Below are 22,504 nucleotides of genomic sequence, written 5' to 3'. Positions count from 1 at the left end.
CGTGCAGGGCCTTCTTTACGTCGATGTAACCGAGCTGGTTCCAACCCGGCCGGTGTTGATCGCGCCGGGGAGGGTTCGCACTCCGGTGGGTGAGTCCGGCGCCATGACCGGGCCTCTCGGTCCGGCCCGGTCAGGTCCGGTCCGGTCAGGTCCGGTCAGGTCAGGTCAGGTCAGGTCAGGTCAGGCGCGGTCAGGCGCCGAAGCCCGCCACCCTGAGCGCGTGGACCAGGTCCCGGTGGAGGTCGGCCGATGCGTCCCGGGCGGCCTCCAGCAGGAGCGGGACGAGGGTCTGCGGGTCCGGCTCGACGCTGTGGACCGCCTCCTCGGCGGTGCGGACACGGACGTAGGCGTCCAGGAGCCCGCGGGCGGAACGGCGGCGGCCCTCTGCGGTCAGCCCGAGCACGGCCCGCCCGATCTCGTCGGCGGGCCGCACGACGCCCTGCCTGAGGATCTGCTCCCCGTCGGTGCCGCGCCCCGCGGCGACCAGGGCGTCGGAGACGGCGACGAGCCGGTCCGGGGGCAGCGAGGCGGCCTCCCACAGCAGGGTCGCCCAGTCGGCGCCCAGCCCGGCGCGCTGCATCTCGGCGGCGAGCAGCGGGAAGCGGGCGGCGGGCCAGTACGCGATCTCGGCGAGCAGCGCGTGCGCCTCGCCGCTGCGGCCCTCACCGCGCAGTCGCACCAGCCGCTCCACGGCCCCGGCACTCTCGCGCCGGGCCGCCGCGTCCAACGGCTCGCGTCGCGGCTCCGACACCGCGTCCGCCTCCGCGGCCCCGGCGAACCGGGCCCCGCGCGGGCTACGGCCCCCGGTGACGGGCGCGGCGGGCACGTCCGGTGCGGCGGTGGGCGGTACGACGGCGGGGGCGGCCTCCTCCTCGGCCATCCCGGCGAAACGGGCACTGCCGCGGCGGCGCTTGCGTTGCTTGGACGTGGGGGCCGGCTGTTCTGGCGGGGCGGGGGCCGGCTGTTCCGGGGTGGTGGTCGGGCGGTCGTCGAACTCGCCGAACTCCGGGTACTCGCCGTGCCCGGCGTCGCTGTCCGCGGCGGGAGCGGGAATGGCCGACGCCTCGCGCTGCTGCGGCAGCCCGGCGAATCCGGCGCCGTACGAGCCATCGCGCACGTCCGAGGGCGCGGTATACGTGTTTCGAGCGTCCGAGGGCGCGGGCGTGTACGCGTTTCGAGCGTCCGAGGGCGCGGCGTACGCGTTTCGAGCGTCCGAAGACGCGGCGTACGCGTTTCGACCGCCGGAAGGCGCGGCGTACCCGTCATGCCCGCCCGACCGCGTGCCGTACGCGTCGCGATCGTCGGATCGCGCGGCGTGCGTGCCCCGACCGCCGGAAGAGGTGCCGTGCGCATCCTGACCACCCGCAGACGTGCCGTGCGCATCCCGACCATCCGGCCGTGTGCCGTACGCATCCCGACCGTCCGACCGCGTGCCGTACGCATCCCGACCGTCCGACCGCGTGCCGTACGCATCCCGACCATCCGACCGCGTGCCGTACGCATCCCGACCATCCGACCGCGTGCCGTACGCATCCCGACCATCCGACCGCGTGCCGTACGCATCCCGACCATCCGGCCGCGCATCGCCGTCGTTCCCGCGGAACACGGTGCCGCTGCCGCTGCCCGCCGTCCGTGCGCGGCGGATCTCCTCCGCCTGTCCGCTCACCGACCGCCGGTCCAGGTCCTCCATCCGCGACCGGAGTTCGGCGCAGCGGCGGGTCGCGCGTTCGTGGTCGTCGCGGGCCCAGGCGAGGTCGAGGCGGATGGCGTCGGCCTCCTGCTGGGTGGTGGCGGAGGCGAGGAAGCGGCCCAGTTCGGCCTGTCGTTCGGCTGCGTAGCGCTGCTCACGGAGCATGACGTCGAAGCGGTCGCTGAGGGCGTCCCGGCCGCCGGGGCGGGCGTCGTGGGCGACGAGTGCGGCGGTGTGCAGGGGGCGGGCCCGGTCCGCCTCCGGGGCGGCGACGGCGGCGCCGTACTCGGTGGCGAGGTCCTGCAGGAGCGCCTCGACGACGTCCCAGGGCGGTATCTCACGCCCTTCGAGGCAGGCCCGCATGCCGTCGGGGTCGCGCTGCCAGAACACGCCGCACCAGCCGACGCCCTGATCCAGGCGTGCCAGCAGACTGTCCAGGTAGTTCGCGAACTCCCGCACCTGACCGGGGAGTTGATCCAGAGTCATCGCCCAACTCCCGCCCTGACCGGAGCACTCCGGTCCGTAGGCAACACCAGTCGTGTTACAGGCCCGCTACGGGGAGTTTTCCGGCGCAGTGCATGACCCTCATTGTGCGATCTTGACCATTGCGCGGCGACTGCCCGAGAAGCCCCCTATACCTCCGCCAGAGCACACAGCCCCGCCAGTTCGTCCATCGACAGACCGAGCGCGCGGGCCAGCGCGGCCACCGTGAAGAACGCCGGGGTCGGCGCGCGGCCGGTCTCGATCTTGCGGAGGGTCTCCGGGGAGATTCGGGCACTGGCCGCGACCTCCGTCATGCTGCGCCCGCCACGGGCCTCGCGCAGCAGCCGGCCGAGCCGTTCGCCGCGTTCGCGCTCTTCGACGGTGAGAGGGGTGCGTACCATACCGGCATTGTAATACCGGTATAGTAATTGGAATGGTAGAGCTGAAGACCGACACATCCATCGACGCCATGTATGAGGCCGGCCAGGTCGTCGGCCGCGCCCTGACAGCCGTACGACAAGCCGCTGACGTCGGCGTTTCCCTGCTGGAGCTGGACGAGGTGGCGCACGACGTGCTGCGCGCGGCGGGCGCCGGCTCGCCGTTCCTCGGCTACCGGCCCTCGTTCGCGCCCACCCCCTTCCCGGCCGTCATCTGCGCCTCCGTGAACAACGCGATCGTGCACGGCATCCCGACCACCTACCGGCTGCGCGACGGCGACCTCGTCTCCATCGACTGCGGTGCGGAACTGGGCGGCTGGACCGGCGACTCCGCGATCAGCTTCGTGGTCGGCAGGCCGCGCCCGGCCGACGTCCGCCTGATCGAGACCGCCGAGCGGGCCCTCGCGGCGGGCATCGAGGCGGCGGTCGTGGGAAACCGCATCGGCGACATCGCGCACGCGATCGGCACGGTGTGCCGGGCGGCGGGGTACGGCATCCCGGACGGCTTCGGCGGCCACGGCATCGGCCGCCGCATGCACGAGGACCCGCCGGTCCCCAACGAAGGCCGCCCCGGGCGCGGGCTCCCGCTGCGGCACGGCATGGCCCTCGCGATCGAACCCATGCTCATCGGCGGCGGCACGGACGGCTACCACGAGGCCCCGGACGGCTGGACCCTGCGGACGAACGACGGTTCGCGCGCGGCACACATGGAGCACACGGTGGCGATCACGGACACGGGGCCGCGGATCCTGACGGCACGCTGAGCGGCGGGGCACCTTCAGAGCTGCCTGCACAGACCCCCGAGGTTCTCTGAAGGTGCCCCCTCCCCTCCTTCGTGCGAAGGTGTTCTACGAGCGTGCGTCCCGGGGTGTAACCGACTGCCACACGGGTTACCCGACCCCGGCACGTCGATCAGCGAGGGCGTCCCGGGCCCCGCAGGGACGCCGGATGGGAACGCTATGACCAGCGGCTTCACCGGCTCAGAAGGCTACGACGCCTTTGGAGAATTCCTCGCCCGCTTCTTCGGCGGACCACGCCCCGGTCCGCGCCAGATCGACATCGGGCGGCTGCTCAGTCAGCCCGCCCGGGAGCTGGTGCGGGGCGCCGCCCAGTACGCCGCGGAACACGGCAGCCGGGACCTGGACACCCAGCACCTGCTGCGGGCCGCGCTGTCCGCCGAGCCGACCAGGAGCCTGCTCAGCCGGGCCGGCGCGGATCCCGACTCCCTCGCCACGGAGATCGACGAGCGCTCGGGCCCGGTCCAGCACTCGCCGGGCGATGCTCCGCCGCCGACCTCGCTGTCCCTGACCCCGGCCGCCAAGCGCGCCCTGCTGGACGCGCACGACCTGGCCCGGGCGCGCGGCGCCGGCTACATCGGCCCCGAGCATGTGCTCAGCGCCCTCGCCGCGAACCCGGACTCGGCGGCCGGGCACATCCTCAACTCGGCCCGCTTCGCGCCCTCGGGTCTGCCGCCCGAGACGGCTCCGGACGGCGGGCAGGTCCGCAGCGAACGGCCGCGCGCCACCGGCACGCCCACGCTGGACAAGTACGGCCGCGATCTCACCGACCTGGCCCGGCAGGGCCGTATCGACCCGGTGATCGGGCGGGAGGAGGAGATCGAGCAGACCATCGAGGTGCTCTCCCGGCGTGGCAAGAACAACCCGGTGCTCATCGGCGACGCGGGCGTCGGCAAGACCGCCATCGTGGAGGGGCTCGCCCAGCGCATCTCCGAGGGCGACGTGCCGGACGTGCTCATCGGGCGGCGGGTGGTCGCCCTGGACCTGACCGGGGTGGTCGCGGGCACCCGCTACCGGGGTGACTTCGAGGAGCGGCTGAACAACATCGTCAGCGAGATCCGTGAACACTCCGACCAGCTGATCGTGTTCATCGACGAGTTGCATACCGTGGTGGGCGCGGGTGGCGGCGGCGAGGGCGGGTCCCTGGACGCAGGCAACATCCTCAAGCCGGCCCTGGCCCGCGGTGAGCTGCACATCGTGGGCGCGACCACGCTGGAGGAGTTCCGCCGTATCGAGAAGGACGCGGCGCTGGCCCGCCGTTTCCAGGCGATCCTGGTGCCGGAGCCGACCCCCGCGGACGCGATCGAGATCCTGCGCGGCCTGCGCGACCGCTACGAGGCCCACCACCAGGTCCGCTACACCGACGAGGCCCTGGTGGCCGCCGTCGAGCTGTCCGACCGCTATCTCACCGACCGCCGCCTCCCGGACAAGGCGATCGACCTGATCGACCAGGCCGGAGCGCGGGTACGGCTGCGGGCGCGGACCAAGGGCACGGACGTACGCGCCATGGAGCAGGAGCTCGAGCAGCTCGGCCGGGACAAGGACCAGGCGGTCGCGGACGAGCAGTACGAGCAGGCCACGCAACTGCGCGACCGTATGGCCGAGTTGAAGAAGCGGATCGCGGAGGCCGACGGTGGCGGCGCGGCCGACGAGGGGCAGCACCTGGAGGTGACGGCGGAAGCCATCGCCGAAGTGGTGTCCCGGCAGACCGGCATTCCCGTCAGCAGTCTCACCCAGGAGGAGAAGGACCGGCTGCTCGGCCTGGAGGAGCATCTGCACGAGCGGGTGGTCGGCCAGGAGGAGGCGGTCCGGGTGGTCGCCGACGCGGTGATGCGTTCCCGCGCCGGCCTGGCGAGCCCGGACCGGCCGATCGGCAGCTTCCTCTTCCTCGGCCCGACCGGCGTCGGCAAGACCGAGCTGGCGCGGGCGCTGGCGGAGGTCCTGTTCGGCAGCGAGGAGCGGATGGTCCGCCTGGACATGAGCGAGTACCAGGAGCGGCACACCGTCAGCCGTCTGGTCGGCGCCCCGCCCGGGTACGTGGGCCACGAGGAGGCCGGTCAGCTCACCGAGGTCGTGCGCAGGCACCCGTACTCGCTGCTCCTCCTCGACGAGGTGGAGAAGGCGCACCCGGACGTCTTCAACATCCTCCTGCAGGTTCTGGACGACGGACGGCTGACCGACGCCCAGGGCCGCACGGTCGACTTCACCAACACCGTCATCGTCATGACCAGCAACCTCGGCTCCGAGGCGATCACCCGGCGCGGCGCGGGCATCGGCTTCGGTGCGGGCGGCACGGAGGCGGACGAGGAGGCGCGGCGGGAGCAGATCCTACGGCCGCTGCGGGAGCACTTCCGGCCCGAGTTCCTCAACCGGATCGACGAGATCGTCGTCTTCCGCCAGCTCACCCCCGAGCAGCTGCGACGGATCACCAACCTGCTGCTGGAACGCACCCGCCGGCTCCTGCACGCGCAGGGCATCACGGTCGACTTCACCGACCCGGCCGTCGACTGGCTCGTCGAGCGCGGCTACCAGCCGGAGTACGGCGCCCGGCCGCTGCGCCGCACCATCCAGCGCGAGGTCGACAACCAGCTGTCCCGGCTGCTCCTGGACGGCCGGATCGCCGAGGGCGGCCGGGTGACGGTGGACGCCGAGGACGGGCGGCTCGCGTTCCATACACCGGACGCGACGCCCGCCCCCGAGCTGTGAGCCCCGTTACGGCGCCGGGTACACGACCATCGCCGAGCCGCCGCCCCGCCGTACCTTCTCGGCGGCGGCCAGCCACTTCCCGCCGGGCAGTCGCTGTACGGCCGTCGCCGCGCCGATCTCCGGGTTCAGCTTGAAGGAGTGCCCGATGGCCTCCAGCTGCTTGGCCGTCTCGCTGCCGTAGAGCCCGGGTTCGAGCTCGGTCTGGGCGGCGTTGCGCTGGCTGGCGCGCGGTGCGGCGATCGCGTCGACCAGCGGCAGCCCGCGGTCGAGGAACTGGGTGAGGGTCTGCAGCACGGTGGTGATGATCGTCGCGCCACCGGGCGAACCCAGCGCCACCACCGGCTTGTTCTGCTTGTCCAGCACGATCGTCGGCGAGATCGACGACCGCGGCCGCTTGCCCGGACCGGGCAGGTTCGGGTCGTGGACGGCCGGGTTGGCCGGGGCGAAGGAGAAGTCCGTCAGCTCGTTGTTGAGGATGAACCCGCGGCCGGGCACCGTGATGCCGCTGCCGCCGGTCTGCTCGATGGTGAGCGTGTAGGAGACGACGTTCCCCCATTTGTCGGCCGCCGTCAGATGCGTGGTGTTCTCGCCCTCGTACGTCGTCGGCGCCGCCGTTCCCCCGCCGGCGCAGGCGGCCGGATTCCGCGGGTCACCGGGCGCCACCGGGCTGGTCAGCACCGCGTCGTCCTTGATGAGGCACGCCCGCGAGTCGGCGTACTTCTGCGACAGCAGTTCCTTCGTGGGTACGTCCTCGAAAGCGGGGTCGCCGACCCAGCGCCCCCGGTCCGCGAACGCGATCCGGCTCGCCTCGATGTAGCGGTGCAGGTACTGGACGTCGCTCGCCTTCGACAGGTCGGTGTTCTCAAGGATGTTGAGGGCTTCACCGACCGTCGTGCCACCGGAGGAGGAGGGCGCGATGGAGTAGACGCCGAGGCCGCGGTACGAGGTCCTGGTGGGCGCTTGGAGCTTGGCGCGGTAGGTGGCGAGGTCCTTCTCCGAGAGCTCGCCCGGGCGGGCGTTCCAGCCCGAAGCGGGGTCCACCGGGGGGTTGTTCACGGTGTCGACGATGTCCTCGCCGAGGTCGCCGTGGTAGATGGCGCCGACGCCCTTCTTTCCCAACTCGGCGTAAGTGCGGGCGAGATCGGGGTTCTTGAAGGTCGTGCCGACGACGGGGAGTCGGCCGCCCGGAAGGAACAGCTTCGCGGTGTCCGGGAAGTAGCGGAACCGGCTCTCGTTGGAGGCCGTCTGCGAGCGGAAGGTGTCGTCGACGACGAATCCGTCACGGGCGATCCGCTCGGCGGGCTTCAGGACGCTGCCGAGTCCCTTGCTGCCCCACTTGTCGAGCGCGGTCTGCCAGGTGGCGGGCGTGCCCGGCGTGCCGACGCTCAGCCCACTGCTGACGGCGTCGGCGAAGGCCAGTGGCTTGCCGTTCTCCAGGAACAGGCCGGAGTCGGCGGTCAGCGGGGCGGTCTCGCGGCCGTCGATCGTATGCACCGTACGGGACTTGGCGTTGTAGTAGACGAAGTAACCGCCACCGCCGATGCCGGAGGAGTAGGGCTCGGTGACACCGAGCGCGGCGGCCGTGGCGACGGCGGCGTCGACGGCGTTGCCGCCCTTCTTCAGCACCTCGATACCGGCGGCGGAGGCGTCCGCGTCGACGCTGGCCACGGCGCCGCCGTAGCCGACGGCGAGGGGGACCTTCTCAACGGCTGCTCTCTGAGCAGTCGGTGGCGCCGCGCCCACCGACACCACGGCGGCCGAGACCGCGAGAACCGACAGTTTCCGTGCGACAGGGCGACGCATCCGAACCTCCAGCCAGAAGACCGTTCGCGCAGCTTATTCGATCGCCATGGCCTCGTCAGGAAGGCACGAACAGCCCGTTTCGAACACGGGTTTGCGTTCGCCCGCTAGCATGCGCGCCCATGAATGACGACGTACGCAACATCGTCCTGGGTGTGGTGGCCGCCGGTATCAGTGCCGCGCTCGGCTGGCTGGCCAGGACCTACCTGTGGAAGCGGAAGCTCCGCCGCAAGCAGGCCTTCTTCGGGCTGCCGGACCATTCGGAGTCACTGCTCGTCGTCAACCGCGACGCGGGCAGCGCCGACTTCGCGGTGCACCGCTACGACGTGTTTGCACTCCTGGAACTCGCCGCGCTCATCAAGGACTGCGGCGCGCACGCCGAGGTGATCACCCAGGACGCGGCCCGCCAGGGCTTCGGAGAGCGGACCGAGTTCTGCGTCGGCGGTCCCGGGTCGAATCGGCGCATGGCGGCCCACATGCACGCCATGCTGCCCGGAGTTCGTGTGAACACCGGTCCGGAACCGGGCCCGGACCGACTGGCGTTCCAGATCGGCAGCGAGCGTCACCGCATGGAACCGGGCCTGACCGAATACGTGCTGCTCGCGCGACTCACAGCCGGGCAACCCGGCCTGACTCGGCCGGTCTTCCTCTTCTGCGGCCAGCGCGCGATCACCAACCAGGCCGCCACCCGCTACCTCTCGCGCAACCACGAACGCCTGGCCCGCAAGCACCGCGACAACTCCTTCGTCCTGCTGCTGAAGGTCGTCAACTCGCAGGCATACGGACCCGATGTCGTCGAACTCGTCGCGGACGTCACCCGGGAGGCGCAAACCCCCCTGCCCACCCCGGCACCTCCGCGCAACTCCCACCGCGCGTCCTAGGTTTCAGCACATTCCATCAATCGTTACTCCTGCGTAACTTACCGACGGGTTACCTCCGGTAATGAACAGAGGTTACCGTCGGGTCACTTTGCACTGACACGTGACATGTCACGAGTGAGGAGTGACCCGTGGGACTCCAACGCAAGGCCCTGCGTACGACCGCCGTGGGTGCCGTCTCGGCGACACTGATCGCCGGCAGCGCCCTCGGGCTCGCCCCAACCGCCCAGGCCGCGACCGCCATCCGTTTCGTCGACATCACCGGTGACGGCGGTACGGTCCTCAAGGCCAACGTCATCACCCCCGCCGGCGCCGACGGCACCCGCCGCTACCCGCTGCTCGTCATGCCCACGAGCTGGGGCCTGCCGCAGGTCGAGTACCTCGCCCAGGCTCAGAAGCTCGCGAACTCGGGCTATGTCGTGGTCACTTACAACGTGCGCGGCTTCTGGCAGTCGGGCGGCGAGATAGAAGTCGCGGGCCCGCGCGACACCGCCGACGCCTCCAAGGTCATCGACTGGGCCCTCGCCAACACCCCGGCCGACGCGCGGAAGGTCGGCATGGCGGGCGTCTCGTACGGCGCCGGCATCAGCCTGCTCGCCGCGGCGCACGACAAGCGTGTGAAGGCCGTCGCCGCCCTCAGCGGCTGGGCCGACCTGATCGACTCGATCTACTCGGGCCGCACCCAGCACGTCCAGGCCGCCGGACTCCTGGACGGCGCGAGCCTGGTCACCGGGCGCCAGAGCGCCGAAATCCGGCAGATCTTCGACGACTTCTACGCCTCCAACCTGGCCAAGGAGCCGGAGCTCGTCGCCTGGGGGAAGAAACGTTCCGCTGAGACCTATGTCGACCAGCTGAACAAGAACGGCGCCGCGGTCCTGATGGCCAACGCGTGGGGTGACACGGTCTTCTCCCCCAACCAGTACGCGGACTTCTACGAGAAGCTGACCGGCCCGAAGAGACTGGAGCTGCGCCCCGGCGACCACGCGACCGCCGAGATCACCGGCCTGTTCGGGCTGCCCAACGACGTATGGACGGACACCGAGCGCTGGTTCGACCACTACCTCCGTGGCGAGGACAACGGCATCGACCGGGAGCCGCCCGTCCAGCTCGAGTCCCGCTCCACGGCGGGCTACGAGGGCTATCCGGACTGGAAGTCGGTCGGCGCGACGCGGAAGAAGATCGCCCTCGCGGGCACGACCACGATCCGTGCGAACGTCGACTCGGGCGCCAACGGCGGGGTGGTCTTCCTGTCCAGCATCCTCGACCAGATCGCCCGGCTGCCCCCGGTCGCCTCGATCCCGCTGCTCCCCCGCCGCTGGGCCGCCGTATGGCAGTCGGAGAAGTACGCCGGCGCCCAACAGGTGCGGGGCACCACGAAGTTGCACACCACACTCACCCCGACCAAGGAGAGCGGCACCCTCGTCGCCTACCTCTACGACGTGGGGCCGCTCGGCCTCGGCAAGCTGGTCAGCAACGCGCCGTACACCTTCCACGGGCAGACGCCCGGGAAGCCGTTCGACGTGGACCTGGAGCTGTTCTCCACGGCCTACGACGTCCCGGCAGGGCACCGGCTGGCCCTGGTGGTCGACACGGTCGACCCGCTCTACATCGAGCACAACCCGACCGGCGCGCAGCTGACCTTCTCCTCGCCGGCCACCGACCCGTCGTACGTGTCGATTCCGCTGCGCGAGCAGTGATCTCCGGCTGCTGCCGGACGGGTATGGGCTCTCGAGCTGCCACCCCCAGGCCGGGGCCTAGGGTGTCGGGGCCGTGCGGGGAACCCCACCCGGCAGCAGTGTCCCCGGTCCGGCCGCGGCGGCCCCGGAGCGGGTGCCGGCCACCTTGCACGGCGACGCGGCCGGACCGGGGCACACACGGACGGAACGGAACACGGTTCGCCCCCCGCTCAGTGCGCGAGGATCTTGGAGAGGAAGTCCTTGGCACGCTCGCTGTGCGGGTCGGTGAAGAACTCTTCGGGAGTGCGCTCCTCGACGATGCGGCCGTCGGACATGAACACGACGCGGTTGGCGGCCGAGCGGGCGAAGCCCATCTCGTGGGTGACGACGACCATGGTCATGCCGTCCCGGGCGAGCTGTTGCATGACCTCGAGGACCTCGTTGATCATCTCCGGGTCCAGGGCCGAGGTCGGCTCGTCGAACAGGAGCGCCTTGGGCTCCATCGCGAGGGCGCGGGCGATGGCCACGCGCTGCTGCTGGCCGCCGGAGAGCTGCGCCGGGTACTTGTCCGCCTGGGAGGCGACGCCGACGCGGTCGAGGAGTTCGCGCGACTGCTTGTCGGCTTGCTCCTTCTTGTGTTTGCGGACCTTGATCTGAGCCAGTGAGACGTTCTGCAGGACGGTCTTGTGGGCGAACAGGTTGAAGGACTGGAACACCATGCCGACCTCGGCGCGAAGCGCTGCGAGGGCCTTGCCCTCCTCCGGCAGTTGCTGCCCGTCGAGCGTGATGGACCCGGAGTGAATGGTCTCCAGCCGGTTGATCACCCTGCACAGGGTCGACTTCCCGGACCCCGAGGGTCCGATGACCACGACCACCTCCCCCTTGCCGACGGTGAGGTTGATGTCCTGCAGGACATGCAGCTCCCCGTAGTACTTGTTGACGTCACGCAGTTCGATCAACGGATCGACGGTCATGCCCAGCCCTACTCACTCTCAACTGTGTCGTAGTTGCCGCAACTTATCCGGGCAAGATCATAGTTATGGGACGACACGCACTTTTCGGGCATTAGCCGTATTTACGTCGCCCTGCGGCCAGAGATTCACGTTTCGGCTACCTCGGCATACAGCTGCGAGAGTTCGGGCACCCCGCTTGCGGCCCACTCGTGCCCGGCGGCCACGACGTCGAACTCGCGGCCCGAGGCGAGCCGGATGACGGGCTGGCCGCTGGGCCACAGGTCCCAGGCGGCGCCCGGAACCGTGCGCACGATGACCGTCCCGAGGTAGAGCCCGGCGTCGTTGCCGAGCCAGGGCAGGACCTCCTCGTCGTCCCGCCAGCGCGGCACCAACTGGTCCAGCGCCTCCAACGAGGCGGCGGTGTCGTCGAGTTGGACACCCTCCTGGGACGCATGGGAACGCAGCAGCTCACATTCGGAGAGCAGTTCGGCGATGCCCTCGGGGTCGCGGGCGCCGGGCTCCTCGCGCCGGTGGCCCAGAAAAGGGATCTTCATACGCCCAGCGTGTCATTGACACCGCCGCACGCACCACAGGCGCGCAGATCCTCGATACCGCGGGGCGAGCGAGGCGGCGGCGGCCGCCCACCGCCTCTTGCTGAGATCGTTCATCTTTCGTAGCGTTCATCCGCTCATGAGTTCAACGCATGTGTGGATGGATTCCGCGGATGCCGTCCGCCAGGCGGTTTTCGCTAGAGTGATTTTCTTCTCCCGTAGCCCCCGTGAAGTGCAGTGATCCCATGACATCCAGGCACGCGGACGGTTCCGCGGCTTCTGAGAAGCCTTTGCGGCGAGCCCGCAGCGGCCGCCGCCCCGGCGACAGCGGTACGCGCGAGCACATCCTCGAGGCGGCGCTCCGTCTCTTCGCGGACCGCGGTTACGCGAGGACCACCATCCGCGCGATCGCGGAGGACGCCCGGGTCGACCCGGCCCTGGTGCACCACTTCTTCACCAACAAGGAGGGGGTCTTCGAGGCCGCCGTCAACTCCTCCTTCAGCGTCTCGACATCCTTCGACAGCGCACCGGCCCTCCACTCCGACACAGCGGAGGCCGCCTGGATCGCTCAGACGTACTTCTCGTTCTGGGAGAACGAGAAGACTCGGTACGCCATGACCGCCATCTACCGGGCCGGGCTCGCGGACAGCGCCACCTCGGAGGTGCTCAGGGCCCGGGTCGAGGCCAGCGCCAAGGCCTGGGCGAACGCGACCGGTTACAAGGACCACCCGGACGCCGACACCCGCGCGGCACTGGCCTCGGGACACCTGGCCGGACTGGCCCTCATGCGGTACGTGCTCGGGATCCAACCGCTGGCGGACATGCCGTTCGACGAGTTCATCGCCTGGGTGGTACCGGCCCTGGAAATGCGCCTGTCCCGCACGCTGGAAGCCCGCAGGGCCGAGACGGACTGATCCTGCCGGAACGGGACACGGCGACGCGGCCGACCCGTTGCCGCACGCGACCGGACTACGTGTGTTCGCACTGTCGGAGCGGGCCAACACGCTGGTCGGGCGACCGCGACCTCCGGCTGCCCGGCCGGGGGCCTTGATCGGGCCGGAGGCGCGCCGCGCCGCCGTCGTACGCGAGCGAGCCGTGCGATCACGCGGCGGGCGGGTTCCGAGGCGTAGACCGAGCCGGGCCCCACGACGGGCTGAGGGAGTCGACCTACACGTCCAGATCCACGACCACCGGCGCGTGGTCCGAGGCGCCCTTGCCCTTGCGCTCCTCGCGGTCCACGTACGCGTCGGTGACGGCCTTGGCGAACGGCTCGTTGCCGTACACCAGGTCGATGCGCATGCCGCGGTTCTTGGGGAAGCAGAGCTGGCGGTAGTCCCAGTACGTGAAGGGGTGCTCGTACTTCAGGGGCCGCGGCACCACGTCGGACAGGCCCGCCTCGCGCAGGGACGTCAGGGCGGCACGCTCGGCGGGGGTGACGTGGGTGGATCCCTCGAAGGCGGACCTGTCGTACACGTCGTCGTCCGTCGGAGCCACGTTGTAGTCGCCCATCACCGCGAACGGGCGGCTGCCCCCCGCGTCGCCGGCGACGGCCGCCTTCAGGGCCTCCAGCCACTGGAGTTTGTACGCGAAGTGGGGGTGGTCCACCTCGCGGCCGTTCGGCACGTACACCGACCAGACGCGGACCGGGCCGCAGGTCGCGGAAATGGCGCGCGGCTCCGGAGCGCCGTCATAGCCGGGGTCGCCCGGCAGGCCCTTGACCACGTCCTCGATGCCGACGCGGGAGAGCACCGCCACGCCGTTCCACCGGCCGGTGGCGTGCACCGCCGCCTCGTAACCCAACTCGCGCAGTTGGTCCGACGGGAACTGGTCCTCTGCGACCTTGGCCTCCTGGAGGCACAGCACGTCGGTGCCGCTGCTCTCCAGCCAGGCCAGGAGCCTGGGCAGGCGGGCGGTGATCGAGTTCACGTTCCAGGTCGCGATGCGCATGCCTGACAACTTACCGGGCGGGTCTGACAACGCTGCCCGCCCGGGTCAGGGGCCAGGGGTCGTCACACCTCGGCCGACTCCCCCGGCATCAGCCGCAGGTGGTCCGAACCGCCGAGGGCGCCGATCTGGTTGTCGTAGATCGGGCGGGCGAGGTCGGTCAGGAGGGCGTCGTGGATGTCGTACGCGCGGTGCGGCTTGACCTCGCGGACGTAGTCGATGACCTCGGAGATCTTGCTCCAGGGGGCCATCACCGGGAGCATCAGCGTCTCCACGGCGCGGTCCGGGACGGTGAGCGCGTCGCCGGGGTGGAAGACCTTGCCGTCGTCGACGAGGTAGCCGACGTTGGTGATGCGCGGGATGTCCGGGTGGATCACGGCGTGCAGTTCGCCGTGGACCTGGACGTCGAAGCCGGCGGCGGTGAAGGTGTCGCCGTGGCCGACGGTGTGGACGCGGCCCGGGAAGGCGGCGGAGACCTTCTCCGCGACCGACCTGAGGGTCCAGATCTCGGCGGCCGGGTTGGCGTCCATGGCGTTCCGCAGCCGTCCCTCGTTGAAGTGGTCGGGGTGCTCGTGCGTGACGAGGATCGCCTCAGCGCCGACCGCGGCGTCCTCCTCACTGAATCCCCCGGGGTCGAGGACGAGCGTCCGCCCGTTCTTCTCGAGGCGGACGCAGGAGTGCGACTTCTTCGTGAGCTTCATGGGTCCATCCTGCCCGGGCGCCGTACGGGGCTCACTCGGTCGGGGTCGTCTCCTCGCGGATGACCTGCTGGGCCACCTTGAAGGCACTGTTCGCCGCCGGTACGCCGCAGTAGACGGCCGCCTGCAGCAGCACCTCCTTGATCTCCGCCGGAGTGAGGCCGTTGCGCAGGGCGGCGCGGACATGGAAGGCGAGCTCCTCCAGGTGGCCGCCGGCGACCAGCGCGGTGAGGGTCACACAGCTGCGGGAGCGCCGGTCGAGGCCGGGCCGGTCCCAGATCTCCCCCCAGGCGTAGCGGGTGATGAGCTCCTGGAAGTCGCCCGAGAACTCGTCGGCCTGCGCCAGTGCCCGGTCGACGTGCGCGTCCCCGAGCACCTCCCGGCGAACCTTGAGGCCGGCGTCGTACGGGTCCGGGCGGCCCATCGCCTGGGGTTCCACGGCGGCCGGGGCGATCTCGGCGCGGGGCGCGGGCTGCGGCGGCGCGGCGGACAGGACCGGCTTCACCGGGGACGCCACGATCGCCGCCATCTGGCCGGTGGTCGAGTCGAAGGCGGGCTGCCAGGCGGTGGAGAAGTGCCGCACCAGGAGGTCGGTGACGGCGGCGGGCTGTTCCACCGGCACCAGGTGGGAGGCACCGGGAACGACGGCGAGCCGGGCGTCCGGGATGCCCGCGACCAGGGTGCGGGCCTCGGCCGGGCCGGTGACCTGGTCGTCCGAGCCGACGAGGACGAGTGTCGGGACGCCGATACGGGCCAGCTCGGACCGTACGTCGAACGAGGCCAGCGCCTCGCAGGCGGCGATGTAGCAGCCGGGGTCGGTGGTGCGGACCATCTGCACGGCCCACTCGGTGATCGCGGGCTGCGCGGCGGCGAATCCGCCGGTGAACCAGCGGTCGGGGGAGGTGCGGGCGATGGGATCGAGCCCGTTCGTACGCACTATCACCCCTCTCTGCCGGAACTCGTCGGCCGTGCCGAAGCGCGGCGAGGCCGCGATCAACGCGAGCGAGGCGACGCGCTCGGGGTGGCGCAGGGCCAGCTCGATACCGACCGCGCCGCCGAGGGCGCAGCCCGCGTAGCCGAAGCGCTGCACGCCGAGTCCGTCGAGTGTGGTCAGCAGCCGGGTGCTCAGGTCGGCGACCGAGCCGGCCGGGTAGGCGGGGGCGCCGCCGTGTCCCGGCAGGTCGAACCGGAAGACACGCCACTGCTTGGCCAGCTCGGGGACCTGCCGGTCCCACATGTGCCACGTCGTACCGAGTGACGGACCCAAGATCAGGACAGGTGCGTCTTCTGGCCCGTCGAAGCGGTACTGCAGGGGGCTCGTCGTCGTGTCGCTCACTCGACTCACGCTCTCATATCTCACGATTTCTCACGCACCTGGATCGGCGGCCCATGCAGACCTCCCCACGTTGTGGCGACTTCGCGAAGATCCTCGACACCCGGTTTCACAACCACTTCTTCGTGGTCCGGACATCCGCGTGCCCGGCCCACCCGGGCCAGAATGTGATCCGGCACACCGTTGTCGGCCAGGCAGGTGCGGCACGAAGCCCGCGAATCGCGCAGAGGGGTCCGGCGCAGGCCCAGTTCGTCCACGACAGGGCTCCGGCTTCCGCCGGTTCTCCGGGTCGGGGACCGCCGCCCGCCGGTACCGCTGACCAGCCTCGTGTTCACCGAATCGAAGGCGCCTGGCACGCGGATGGCCGGGACAGCACCAGCCCATCACGGGAGGGGTGTCGCCCCCGAGGACGTGAGCGGTGACGACTCGCTGGACACCGCGGAGGCTTCGGCACTGAGCAGGAGCTCTGCGGCAGCGCCGACTTGCTTGAGGCGGCCCTCGGGGCCCCTGGCGCAGCGTCACATGGCCAGGACCGCGCGTACCCGCTTGCCGCCCCCGGTGACCGGAGTGACGTCGAAGCCCTGTGCCAGGCACCGCACCATGGCCAGGCCTCGCCCGCTCTCGCCCTCGGCCGCGGGCTTCCGCAGGCGGGGCCGGGCCGGGCTGTCGTCGAAGACCTCGACGGTCACCCGTTCGTCGGACACCCGCAGGCGCAGGCGGCAGCCACCTTGGCCGTGCCGGGTTGCGTTGGCGACCAGTTCGGACACGATGAGCGTCGCGTCGTCGATCTGCTCGGCATCCACCGGCGCCATGCGGTGGCGGGGCCGGGAGAGAAACGCTGAGGTCAGCCTCCGTGCCTGTCCTGCCGATGTGGCCTCGTCGGGCAACAGGTACTCCACTCCTACGGAACGCCGATGGGTACGCCGATGCGTACGCATGGCGGATCACTTCCCCTCCTAGGACACCCGGCATGCCCGCGGCCTGGCCGCTTGCCGGGGCCACGCCATATCTTGGGCGGCCGGTCCTGCCCAGTCCTGATGCCCCTGGACGGTGATCGCCAACCCGCAGGCGGGCATGCGACTTGACGGTGCCGCCCGCGACGAGCAGCACTGGTCGGCGGCCGCGATCGTCGGCGCCTCCGAGCGCGGCAAGTACACGCTCGCGCGGGCGCCGTGGCCGGAGGCGTACGTGTCCGGCCCGTGCGATCTCCTCTGGTGGCGAGCTCGTCGAGCAGGAGTCTGGCACCAGAACTCACTCCCGCTCAGTTTCCAGGAGCGGTCACAGGTCGGTCGGTGTGCCGAGGCCGGTGAGGGCGCCGACCGGGTCCAGGTCGGGGGTGCCGCGGGGCCACCAGTCGTCGTGGCCCGGCTCGGACTCGTAGGCGTACCACAGGCCGTCGCGGCCGAGACGGAGCTGGACATGGCCGCGGGGGTGGGTGAGGTGGTTGTGCCAGGGGCGGAAGGCGGGGAGGTCGGCGGCGAGGAGGAGGGGGCGGGCACGGTCGAAGCGGCCGGCCGGCGGGTCCCAGGGCTCTTCGAGGACGGCGAGTCCCTCAAGTCCGCCCTGCCGCCAGGCGGCGACCGCGCGGGCCAGTTCGGACGGGGTACGGCCGGCTGCGGAGGCCAGTGCGGCGTAGATGGCGCGGGTGCCGGCGGTGAGTCCGGAACCGGGGCGGGCCGCGGCGAGCCGCACCGCGTCCTGCCACAGGGTCAGTTCGCCGACCGGGTCGCGGCCGGTGGCGAGCAGCGCATGGGCGCGGGCCGCGGCGTCGGTCGCCAACTGGTCCAGCGCGAAGGGGTCCGGGCCGCCCGGGGCCGCGGGATACGCCGGGGGCTGCTCGGGGTGCGGGGGCGGGGGCAGGGGCGCCGGGAGGGGCGGGAGGCGGCGGGGCGCGAGGACGTCGCCGGCCCGTACGCAGGGCAGCCGGGCCGGGCCCTGATCCTGGGCGGCGCGGGCCGCGCGGGTGGCGCTGAGCCGGGACAGGGCGTCGAGCAGGTCCTGTTCCCCGCGGCCGCGCAGCAGGAGGAGTACGAAGGGATCGGCGTCGAGGAGTCGGGCGGTCTGGTAGCAGAGGGCCGCGGCGTGCTTGCAGGGGTGACCGCGGTCGGGGCAACTGCACTGCGGTTCGAGGTCGCCGGGGCCGGGCAGCAGCCGCACGCCGCCCTCGGCGAGCGCCTGGGGCATCTCCTTGTCCAGCAGCGCGGCGATGTGTCCCGGCCGCTCGGCGGCACTGTCCAGGAACCGCTCCCAGTCTGCGTCGTCGAGCGTGCGCAACCGCACCTGGACGCGGTACGGCCGGGGGCGGCTCCCCTGCACGTACGCGAGCACCAGCCCCGGAGTCACCGTGATGGCATCCACGTTCCCCTGCTCGGCATATCCCCGCCCACGCGCCAGCCTCTTGCCGTCCAACGCCCCCTCCTCCAACGCGGCGACCCACGCATTGCCCCACCAGGTCTCGGCGAACCCGGCGCCGTCCGACGGCCGCGGCGGGAAGGCGGGGAAGGTACGACGCAGGTCGCCGTCCCGGCCGGGGGCGGCCATGGAGCGCGGGCGGCGGGGTGGTGCCGGTGGGGGCTGAGAGCTGGGGGTGGCGGACGCCCAGGGGGGCGGGGGCGGGGGCGTGGTGGAACCTGGCATGCCGGTGCCGGTGCCGTCTGCGTCAGTGGCTGCGTCTGCGGGGTGCGGGTCCGCCGAGGGCGGGAGAGACCCCGCCCTGTCGGCGCCGGTGCCCGCCGGGCTCGGAGCAGAGGGGGCCGCAGGTGGCCCGAACGTGTGGCTGCCGGCGTCCGCCGGACTCCCACCGGGCGTGGGTGAGGGCGACCCCGACGCATCCGACCCGGTCTGCCCGGGACTCGGGGCAGACGCGGCAGAGGACGACCCCACCATGCCGGCGCCGGCCTCCCCCGGACGCCCACCGGGCACGCGCGAGACCGACCCCGACGCATCCGAGCCGGTCTGCGCCGGACTCGAGGCAGACGCGCGCGAGGACGACTCCTCCACGCCGACGCCCGCGTCCCCCGGACGCCCACCAGGCGCGCGAGGGGCCAACCCCGGCACATCAAAGCCCGCGTCCGCCCGGGCCTGAGGGTCGGTCGATGTCCGTGCAGCCGAACGAGCCTGCCGCGTAACGTCGTTGTGCTCCCTCTGCTCCTCCCCCGGATCGTCCACGTCCGCGGGCATGCGGAAGGCGTCGGCCAGGAACTCCCGTACGTCACGCGCCCGGAGGTCGGCGGTCCGGCCCGGGGCGCCGCTTCGAGGCCGGCGGACGGCGGTCGGGGCCGTACGGCGCCGTCGACGTGCGGCCTCCGTCTCCTGGGTCGCCGCGTCCGCCCGGGCCTGCCGTGCAGCATCGCGAGCCGCACGCAACGCCTCGCGCGCGACGTCCGCGGGACGCGCGCCCTCACGGGCGGTTTCGTCGCCGCCCTGGGTCGCCGTGGCGGGCTGTTGCTCGGGGGCGCCGGGCTCGTCGATTCCTTCGGGCGGCTCAAACGCGTCGAGGTCCCCACCAGGCCCACCAGCCTCGCTTGCCCGGTCGCTCTCAAGCGCCGCCCGCTCCACATCACGCCCTGGATGCCCGGCCGCCCCCCGCCGATCGGCACCACCGCGCCCGCCGGCCCGCTCCCGTGCCTCCTGGAGCGCGCGGCGTGCTTCGTCGGCGGGACCGGGGGTCACTGGGGCCTCCTCAGGGAGACCAGGTCGGTGAGTTCGCGGTCGGTGAGTTCGGTGAGGGCGGACTCGCCGGAGCCGAGGATCGCGTCGGCGAGGGCCCGCTTGGCCTCGAGCATCTCGGCGATGCGGTCTTCGACGGTGCCCTCGGTGATGAGGCGATGGACCTGGACGGGCTGGGTCTGGCCGATGCGGTAGGCGCGGTCGGTGGCCTGTTCCTCGACGGCCGGGTTCCACCAGCGGTCGAAGTGGACGACATGGCCCGCGCGGGTGAGGTTGAGGCCCGTGCCGGCCGCCTTAAGGGACAGGACCAGGACCGGGGTCGCCCCGCTCTGGAAGCGGTCCACCATGCGTTCGCGCTCCGGCACCGGTGTCCCGCCGTGCAGGAGGTCCACCGGGACCGCGCGGGCGGCCAGGTGGGAGGTGATGAGGCGGGCCATGCCGACGTACTGCGTGAAGACGATCGCCGAGCCGTCCTCGGCCAGGAGCGTGTCCAACAACTCGTCCAGCAGGGCCATCTTGCCGGAGCGGGCGGCCAGCCGGTCGGTGGCCGTCGTCGGGACGTCCTCCTTCAGATACAGGGCGGGGTGGTCGCAGATCTGTTTCAGCGCGCCCAGCAGCTTCAGCACCAGGCCCCGGCGGCCGATGCCCTCCGCGGTCTCGATGGCCAGCATCGACTCACGGACCACCGCCTCGTACAGCGCGGCCTGCTCCCGGGTGAGCGGGACCGGGTGGTCCGTCTCCGTCTTGGGCGGCAGCTCGGGGACGATGCCGGGGTCGGACTTCTTACGGCGCAGCAGGAAGGGGCGGACGAGGCGGGCCAGCCGGGCGACCGCCTCGTCGTCCTCGCCGTTCTCCACGGCGCGCGCGTGGCGGGCGCGGAAGGACTTCAGAGGGCCGAGGAGTCCCGGTGTCGTCCAGTCCAGCAAGGCCCACAGCTCCGACAGGTTGTTCTCCACGGGCGTGCCGGTGAGGGCCACGCGCGCGGGGGACGGGATCGTGCGCAGGGCCTTGGCCGTCGCCGAGTACGGGTTCTTGACGTGTTGTGCCTCGTCCGCGACGACCATGCCCCAGTGCTGCTCGGCCAGTCGCGGTGCCGCCGACCGCATGGTGCCGTACGTCGTGAGGACGAAGCCGCCGTCCAGGTCGTCCAGGGTGCGTTCGGGGCCGTGGAAGCGGCGGACGGGGACGCCGGGCGCGAACCGGGTGATCTCCCGCTGCCAGTTGCCCAGCAGGGAGGCCGGGCAGACCACCAGCGTGGGTTCGGTGCGGGCCCGGCGCAGGTGCAGGGCGATGAGAGTGATCGTCTTGCCGAGTCCCATGTCGTCGGCGAGGCAGCCGCCGAGGCCGAGGGAGGTCATGAGGTCCAGCCAGGCCAGGCCGCGGAGTTGGTAGTCGCGGAGGGTGGCGTGCAGTCCGGGCGGCGGCTCGGCGGGGCGCACCCCGGCTGTCAGGCGGTCGCGCAGGGTGGCCAGGGCGCCGGCCGGGACCGCCTCGACCGTCTCGCCGTCGACCTCGGCGCTGCCGGTGAGGGCGACGGACAGCGCGTCGACCGGGTCGAGCAGGCCGAGTTCGCGCTTGCGGGCCTTGCGGACGAGGGCGGGGTCGACCAGCACCCACTGGTCCCTCAGGCGGACCACCGGACGGTGGGCCTCGGCGAGCGCGTCCATCTCGCCCTCGCTGAGCGGGTCGCCGCCGAGCGCCAACTGCCAGCGGAACTGGAGCAGTTCCTCGCTCTCGAAGAAGCCGGTACCGTCGGTCGCCGAGCCGGGTGCGGGCCGGACCACGGCGGCCGCGGTCAGGTCCTGCGCGAGGTCCCGGGGCCAGTGCACGGCCACTCCGGCCGCTGCGAGCCGGGTCGCCGCCACGCCGAGCAGATCCCCCAACTCCTCGTCGGACAGGGCCAGTACGTCGGGCACGTCCTGCTCGGAGAGGCGGTCCAGGGGCGGCCATACGCGGGCCGCGCGGCGCACCGCGAGGGCCGCGTCCACGCGGGCGCGGGGGCCGAAGGCGGCGTCCGCGTCGCCGGACCACAGGGCCGCCGCGTCGGCCACCAGGGTGGGGTCGGCGAGGCTGTGCACCTGGACGATCGCCGCGCCGGCGTGGCGCGCCCCGTCGCCGCTGTCGTCGAACAGGTTGTACGCCGCCAGGTCCAGGCGGAGCGAGATGCGCACGCCCGCGTCCATGCCGGCGGCGACCTCGGCGGCCCAGTCGGCGGCGCCGGGCAGGCGCTGCGGCTCGCGCGCGGCGAAGGGCTTGCCGGAGGCGTACGCGGCGGCCGGGGTGCGGGGCAGGGTGTCCGCGACCGCGTCCAGGAAGGAACGCATCAGCGCTTCCGGTTCGGGCAGCTTGATCACGCCCGGGCCGGGCAGCGGGACCGCGTGGCCTTCGTACGGCAGGGCGGCCGCGACCGCGCGCAGGTGGGCGATGTCGGAGGGGTCGAGGGGACCGGCCCGCCAGGCGTCGTGGCCGGTGGCCGTCAGTCCGGGCAGCAGCCGGCCGCGGGCGGTGAGCCGCAGCGCGTGCAGTGCGGCCGCGCCCCAGCAGGCGGTGGCGGGGTGGGCGGCGGGGTCGCGCCGGGCGCGGACGAGCAGGGGCAGGGCCTCGCCGAGGGTGAGCGACAGCGCGGGGGCGGCCCTGCGGCGTACGCCCGCGCCGTGGCGTCGTACGACGGTGAGCTCGGTGTCGGCGGCGGGCAGCGGTCCGTCTTCCGGGTCCCAGAAGGCGATCCGGCCCTGGCGCGGAAGGGGCGCGGGCAGGAACACGGCCGCGAGTCGGACGGGGACGGACTGCGCCGCCCGCCCGTCCGACGAGACCGCTCGGCCCGCGCTGCCGTACGCCGTCGTCGCCATGTCGCTCATACGTCCTGTCACCTCCCGCCCGTGTGTCGGA

At 72.1% G+C, this 22,504-nt stretch carries 17 protein-coding genes; 5 read left to right on the top strand and 12 right to left on the bottom strand.

What is annotated here, in order from left to right:
* Window positions 1–190: 190 nt before the first annotated feature.
* Window positions 191–2,176, bottom strand: a complete 1,986-nt coding sequence (locus tag ACFYO2_RS14355; protein WP_388348335.1) for a hypothetical protein — start codon at window positions 2,174–2,176, stop codon at window positions 191–193.
* Between the two features lie 146 nt (window positions 2,177–2,322).
* Window positions 2,323–2,574, bottom strand: coding sequence for a helix-turn-helix domain-containing protein (locus ACFYO2_RS14350; RefSeq protein ID WP_388348333.1), 252 nt, complete (start codon window positions 2,572–2,574; stop codon window positions 2,323–2,325).
* 32 nt (window positions 2,575–2,606) lie between these two features.
* Here ACFYO2_RS14350 and map point away from each other — a divergent pair, with 32 nt between their 5' ends.
* Complete coding sequence (gene map, locus ACFYO2_RS14345) at window positions 2,607–3,374, top strand: type I methionyl aminopeptidase (protein WP_388348331.1); 768 nt, start codon at window positions 2,607–2,609, stop codon at window positions 3,372–3,374.
* A gap of 195 nt (window positions 3,375–3,569) precedes the next feature.
* Entirely contained in the window at window positions 3,570–6,113 is a 2,544-nt protein-coding gene (locus tag ACFYO2_RS14340) for an ATP-dependent Clp protease ATP-binding subunit (protein WP_388348329.1), read from the top strand.
* Window positions 6,114–6,119: 6 nt separating this feature from the next.
* Here ACFYO2_RS14340 and ggt read toward each other — a convergent pair whose 3' ends face one another.
* Complete coding sequence (gene ggt / locus ACFYO2_RS14335; RefSeq protein WP_388348327.1) at window positions 6,120–7,916, bottom strand: gamma-glutamyltransferase; 1,797 nt, start codon at window positions 7,914–7,916, stop codon at window positions 6,120–6,122.
* Between the two features lie 119 nt (window positions 7,917–8,035).
* On the opposite strand from ggt, the gene ACFYO2_RS14330 reads away from it, so the two are divergent.
* Together ACFYO2_RS14330 and ACFYO2_RS14325 are read left to right on the top strand one after the other, a co-directional pair.
* Window positions 8,036–8,794 carry a hypothetical protein gene (locus ACFYO2_RS14330; RefSeq protein WP_388348325.1) on the top strand — a complete coding sequence of 253 codons (759 nt, stop codon included), beginning with the start codon at window positions 8,036–8,038 and terminating at the stop codon, window positions 8,792–8,794.
* A 128-nt stretch (window positions 8,795–8,922) separates the two neighbouring features.
* Complete coding sequence (locus ACFYO2_RS14325; RefSeq protein ID WP_388348323.1) at window positions 8,923–10,488, top strand: CocE/NonD family hydrolase; 1,566 nt, start codon at window positions 8,923–8,925, stop codon at window positions 10,486–10,488.
* A 209-nt stretch (window positions 10,489–10,697) separates the two neighbouring features.
* On the opposite strand, the gene ACFYO2_RS14320 is transcribed toward ACFYO2_RS14325, so the two are convergent.
* Window positions 10,698–11,441 carry an amino acid ABC transporter ATP-binding protein gene (locus ACFYO2_RS14320; protein WP_388348321.1) on the bottom strand — a complete coding sequence of 248 codons (744 nt, stop codon included), beginning with the start codon at window positions 11,439–11,441 and terminating at the stop codon, window positions 10,698–10,700.
* A 125-nt stretch (window positions 11,442–11,566) separates the two neighbouring features.
* Window positions 11,567–11,974 (bottom strand): DUF6278 family protein, encoded by a 408-nt coding sequence (locus tag ACFYO2_RS14315; RefSeq protein WP_388348319.1) that lies wholly within the window; start codon window positions 11,972–11,974, stop codon window positions 11,567–11,569.
* A gap of 242 nt (window positions 11,975–12,216) precedes the next feature.
* On the opposite strand from ACFYO2_RS14315, the gene ACFYO2_RS14310 reads away from it, so the two are divergent.
* Entirely contained in the window at window positions 12,217–12,885 is a 669-nt protein-coding gene (locus tag ACFYO2_RS14310) for a TetR family transcriptional regulator (RefSeq protein WP_388348317.1), read from the top strand.
* Between the two features lie 253 nt (window positions 12,886–13,138).
* Here the strand turns inward: ACFYO2_RS14310 and ACFYO2_RS14305 are convergent, their stop codons facing one another.
* The 7 genes from ACFYO2_RS14305 to ACFYO2_RS14275 all read right to left on the bottom strand — a co-directional run bounded on the left by ACFYO2_RS14305 (window position 13,139) and on the right by ACFYO2_RS14275 (window position 22,473).
* Window positions 13,139–13,918, bottom strand: a complete 780-nt coding sequence (locus ACFYO2_RS14305; protein WP_388348315.1) for an exodeoxyribonuclease III — start codon at window positions 13,916–13,918, stop codon at window positions 13,139–13,141.
* 62 nt (window positions 13,919–13,980) lie between these two features.
* Window positions 13,981–14,616 (bottom strand): MBL fold metallo-hydrolase, encoded by a 636-nt coding sequence (locus tag ACFYO2_RS14300; RefSeq protein WP_388348313.1) that lies wholly within the window; start codon window positions 14,614–14,616, stop codon window positions 13,981–13,983.
* Window positions 14,617–14,647: 31 nt separating this feature from the next.
* Window positions 14,648–15,949 carry a 4-carboxymuconolactone decarboxylase gene (pcaC, locus tag ACFYO2_RS14295; protein WP_388348311.1) on the bottom strand — a complete coding sequence of 434 codons (1,302 nt, stop codon included), beginning with the start codon at window positions 15,947–15,949 and terminating at the stop codon, window positions 14,648–14,650.
* A 20-nt stretch (window positions 15,950–15,969) separates the two neighbouring features.
* Window positions 15,970–16,203, bottom strand: coding sequence for a hypothetical protein (locus ACFYO2_RS14290; RefSeq protein WP_388348309.1), 234 nt, complete (start codon window positions 16,201–16,203; stop codon window positions 15,970–15,972).
* 261 nt (window positions 16,204–16,464) lie between these two features.
* Window positions 16,465–16,884: an ATP-binding protein gene (locus ACFYO2_RS14285; RefSeq protein WP_388348307.1), complete on the bottom strand. Its 420-nt coding sequence runs from the start codon at window positions 16,882–16,884 to the stop codon at window positions 16,465–16,467.
* Between the two features lie 340 nt (window positions 16,885–17,224).
* A complete protein-coding gene (locus ACFYO2_RS14280) occupies window positions 17,225–19,126 on the bottom strand; it encodes an SWIM zinc finger family protein (protein ID WP_388348619.1) in 1,902 nt (633 codons plus the stop codon).
* 488 nt (window positions 19,127–19,614) lie between these two features.
* The gene (locus tag ACFYO2_RS14275; protein WP_388348305.1) at window positions 19,615–22,473 is read right to left on the bottom strand and encodes a DEAD/DEAH box helicase; all 2,859 of its coding nucleotides are present in this window, start codon (window positions 22,471–22,473) and stop codon (window positions 19,615–19,617) included.
* Window positions 22,474–22,504: the final 31 nt, after the last annotated feature.

Origin of the sequence: Streptomyces sp. NPDC006602 (assembly GCF_042870385.1) — a bacterium.
In the GTDB taxonomy this organism is placed as follows: domain Bacteria; phylum Actinomycetota; class Actinomycetes; order Streptomycetales; family Streptomycetaceae; genus Streptomyces.
Note: the sequence above shows the minus strand (reverse complement) of the source record. Positions and strands in the feature narration are given on the sequence as shown.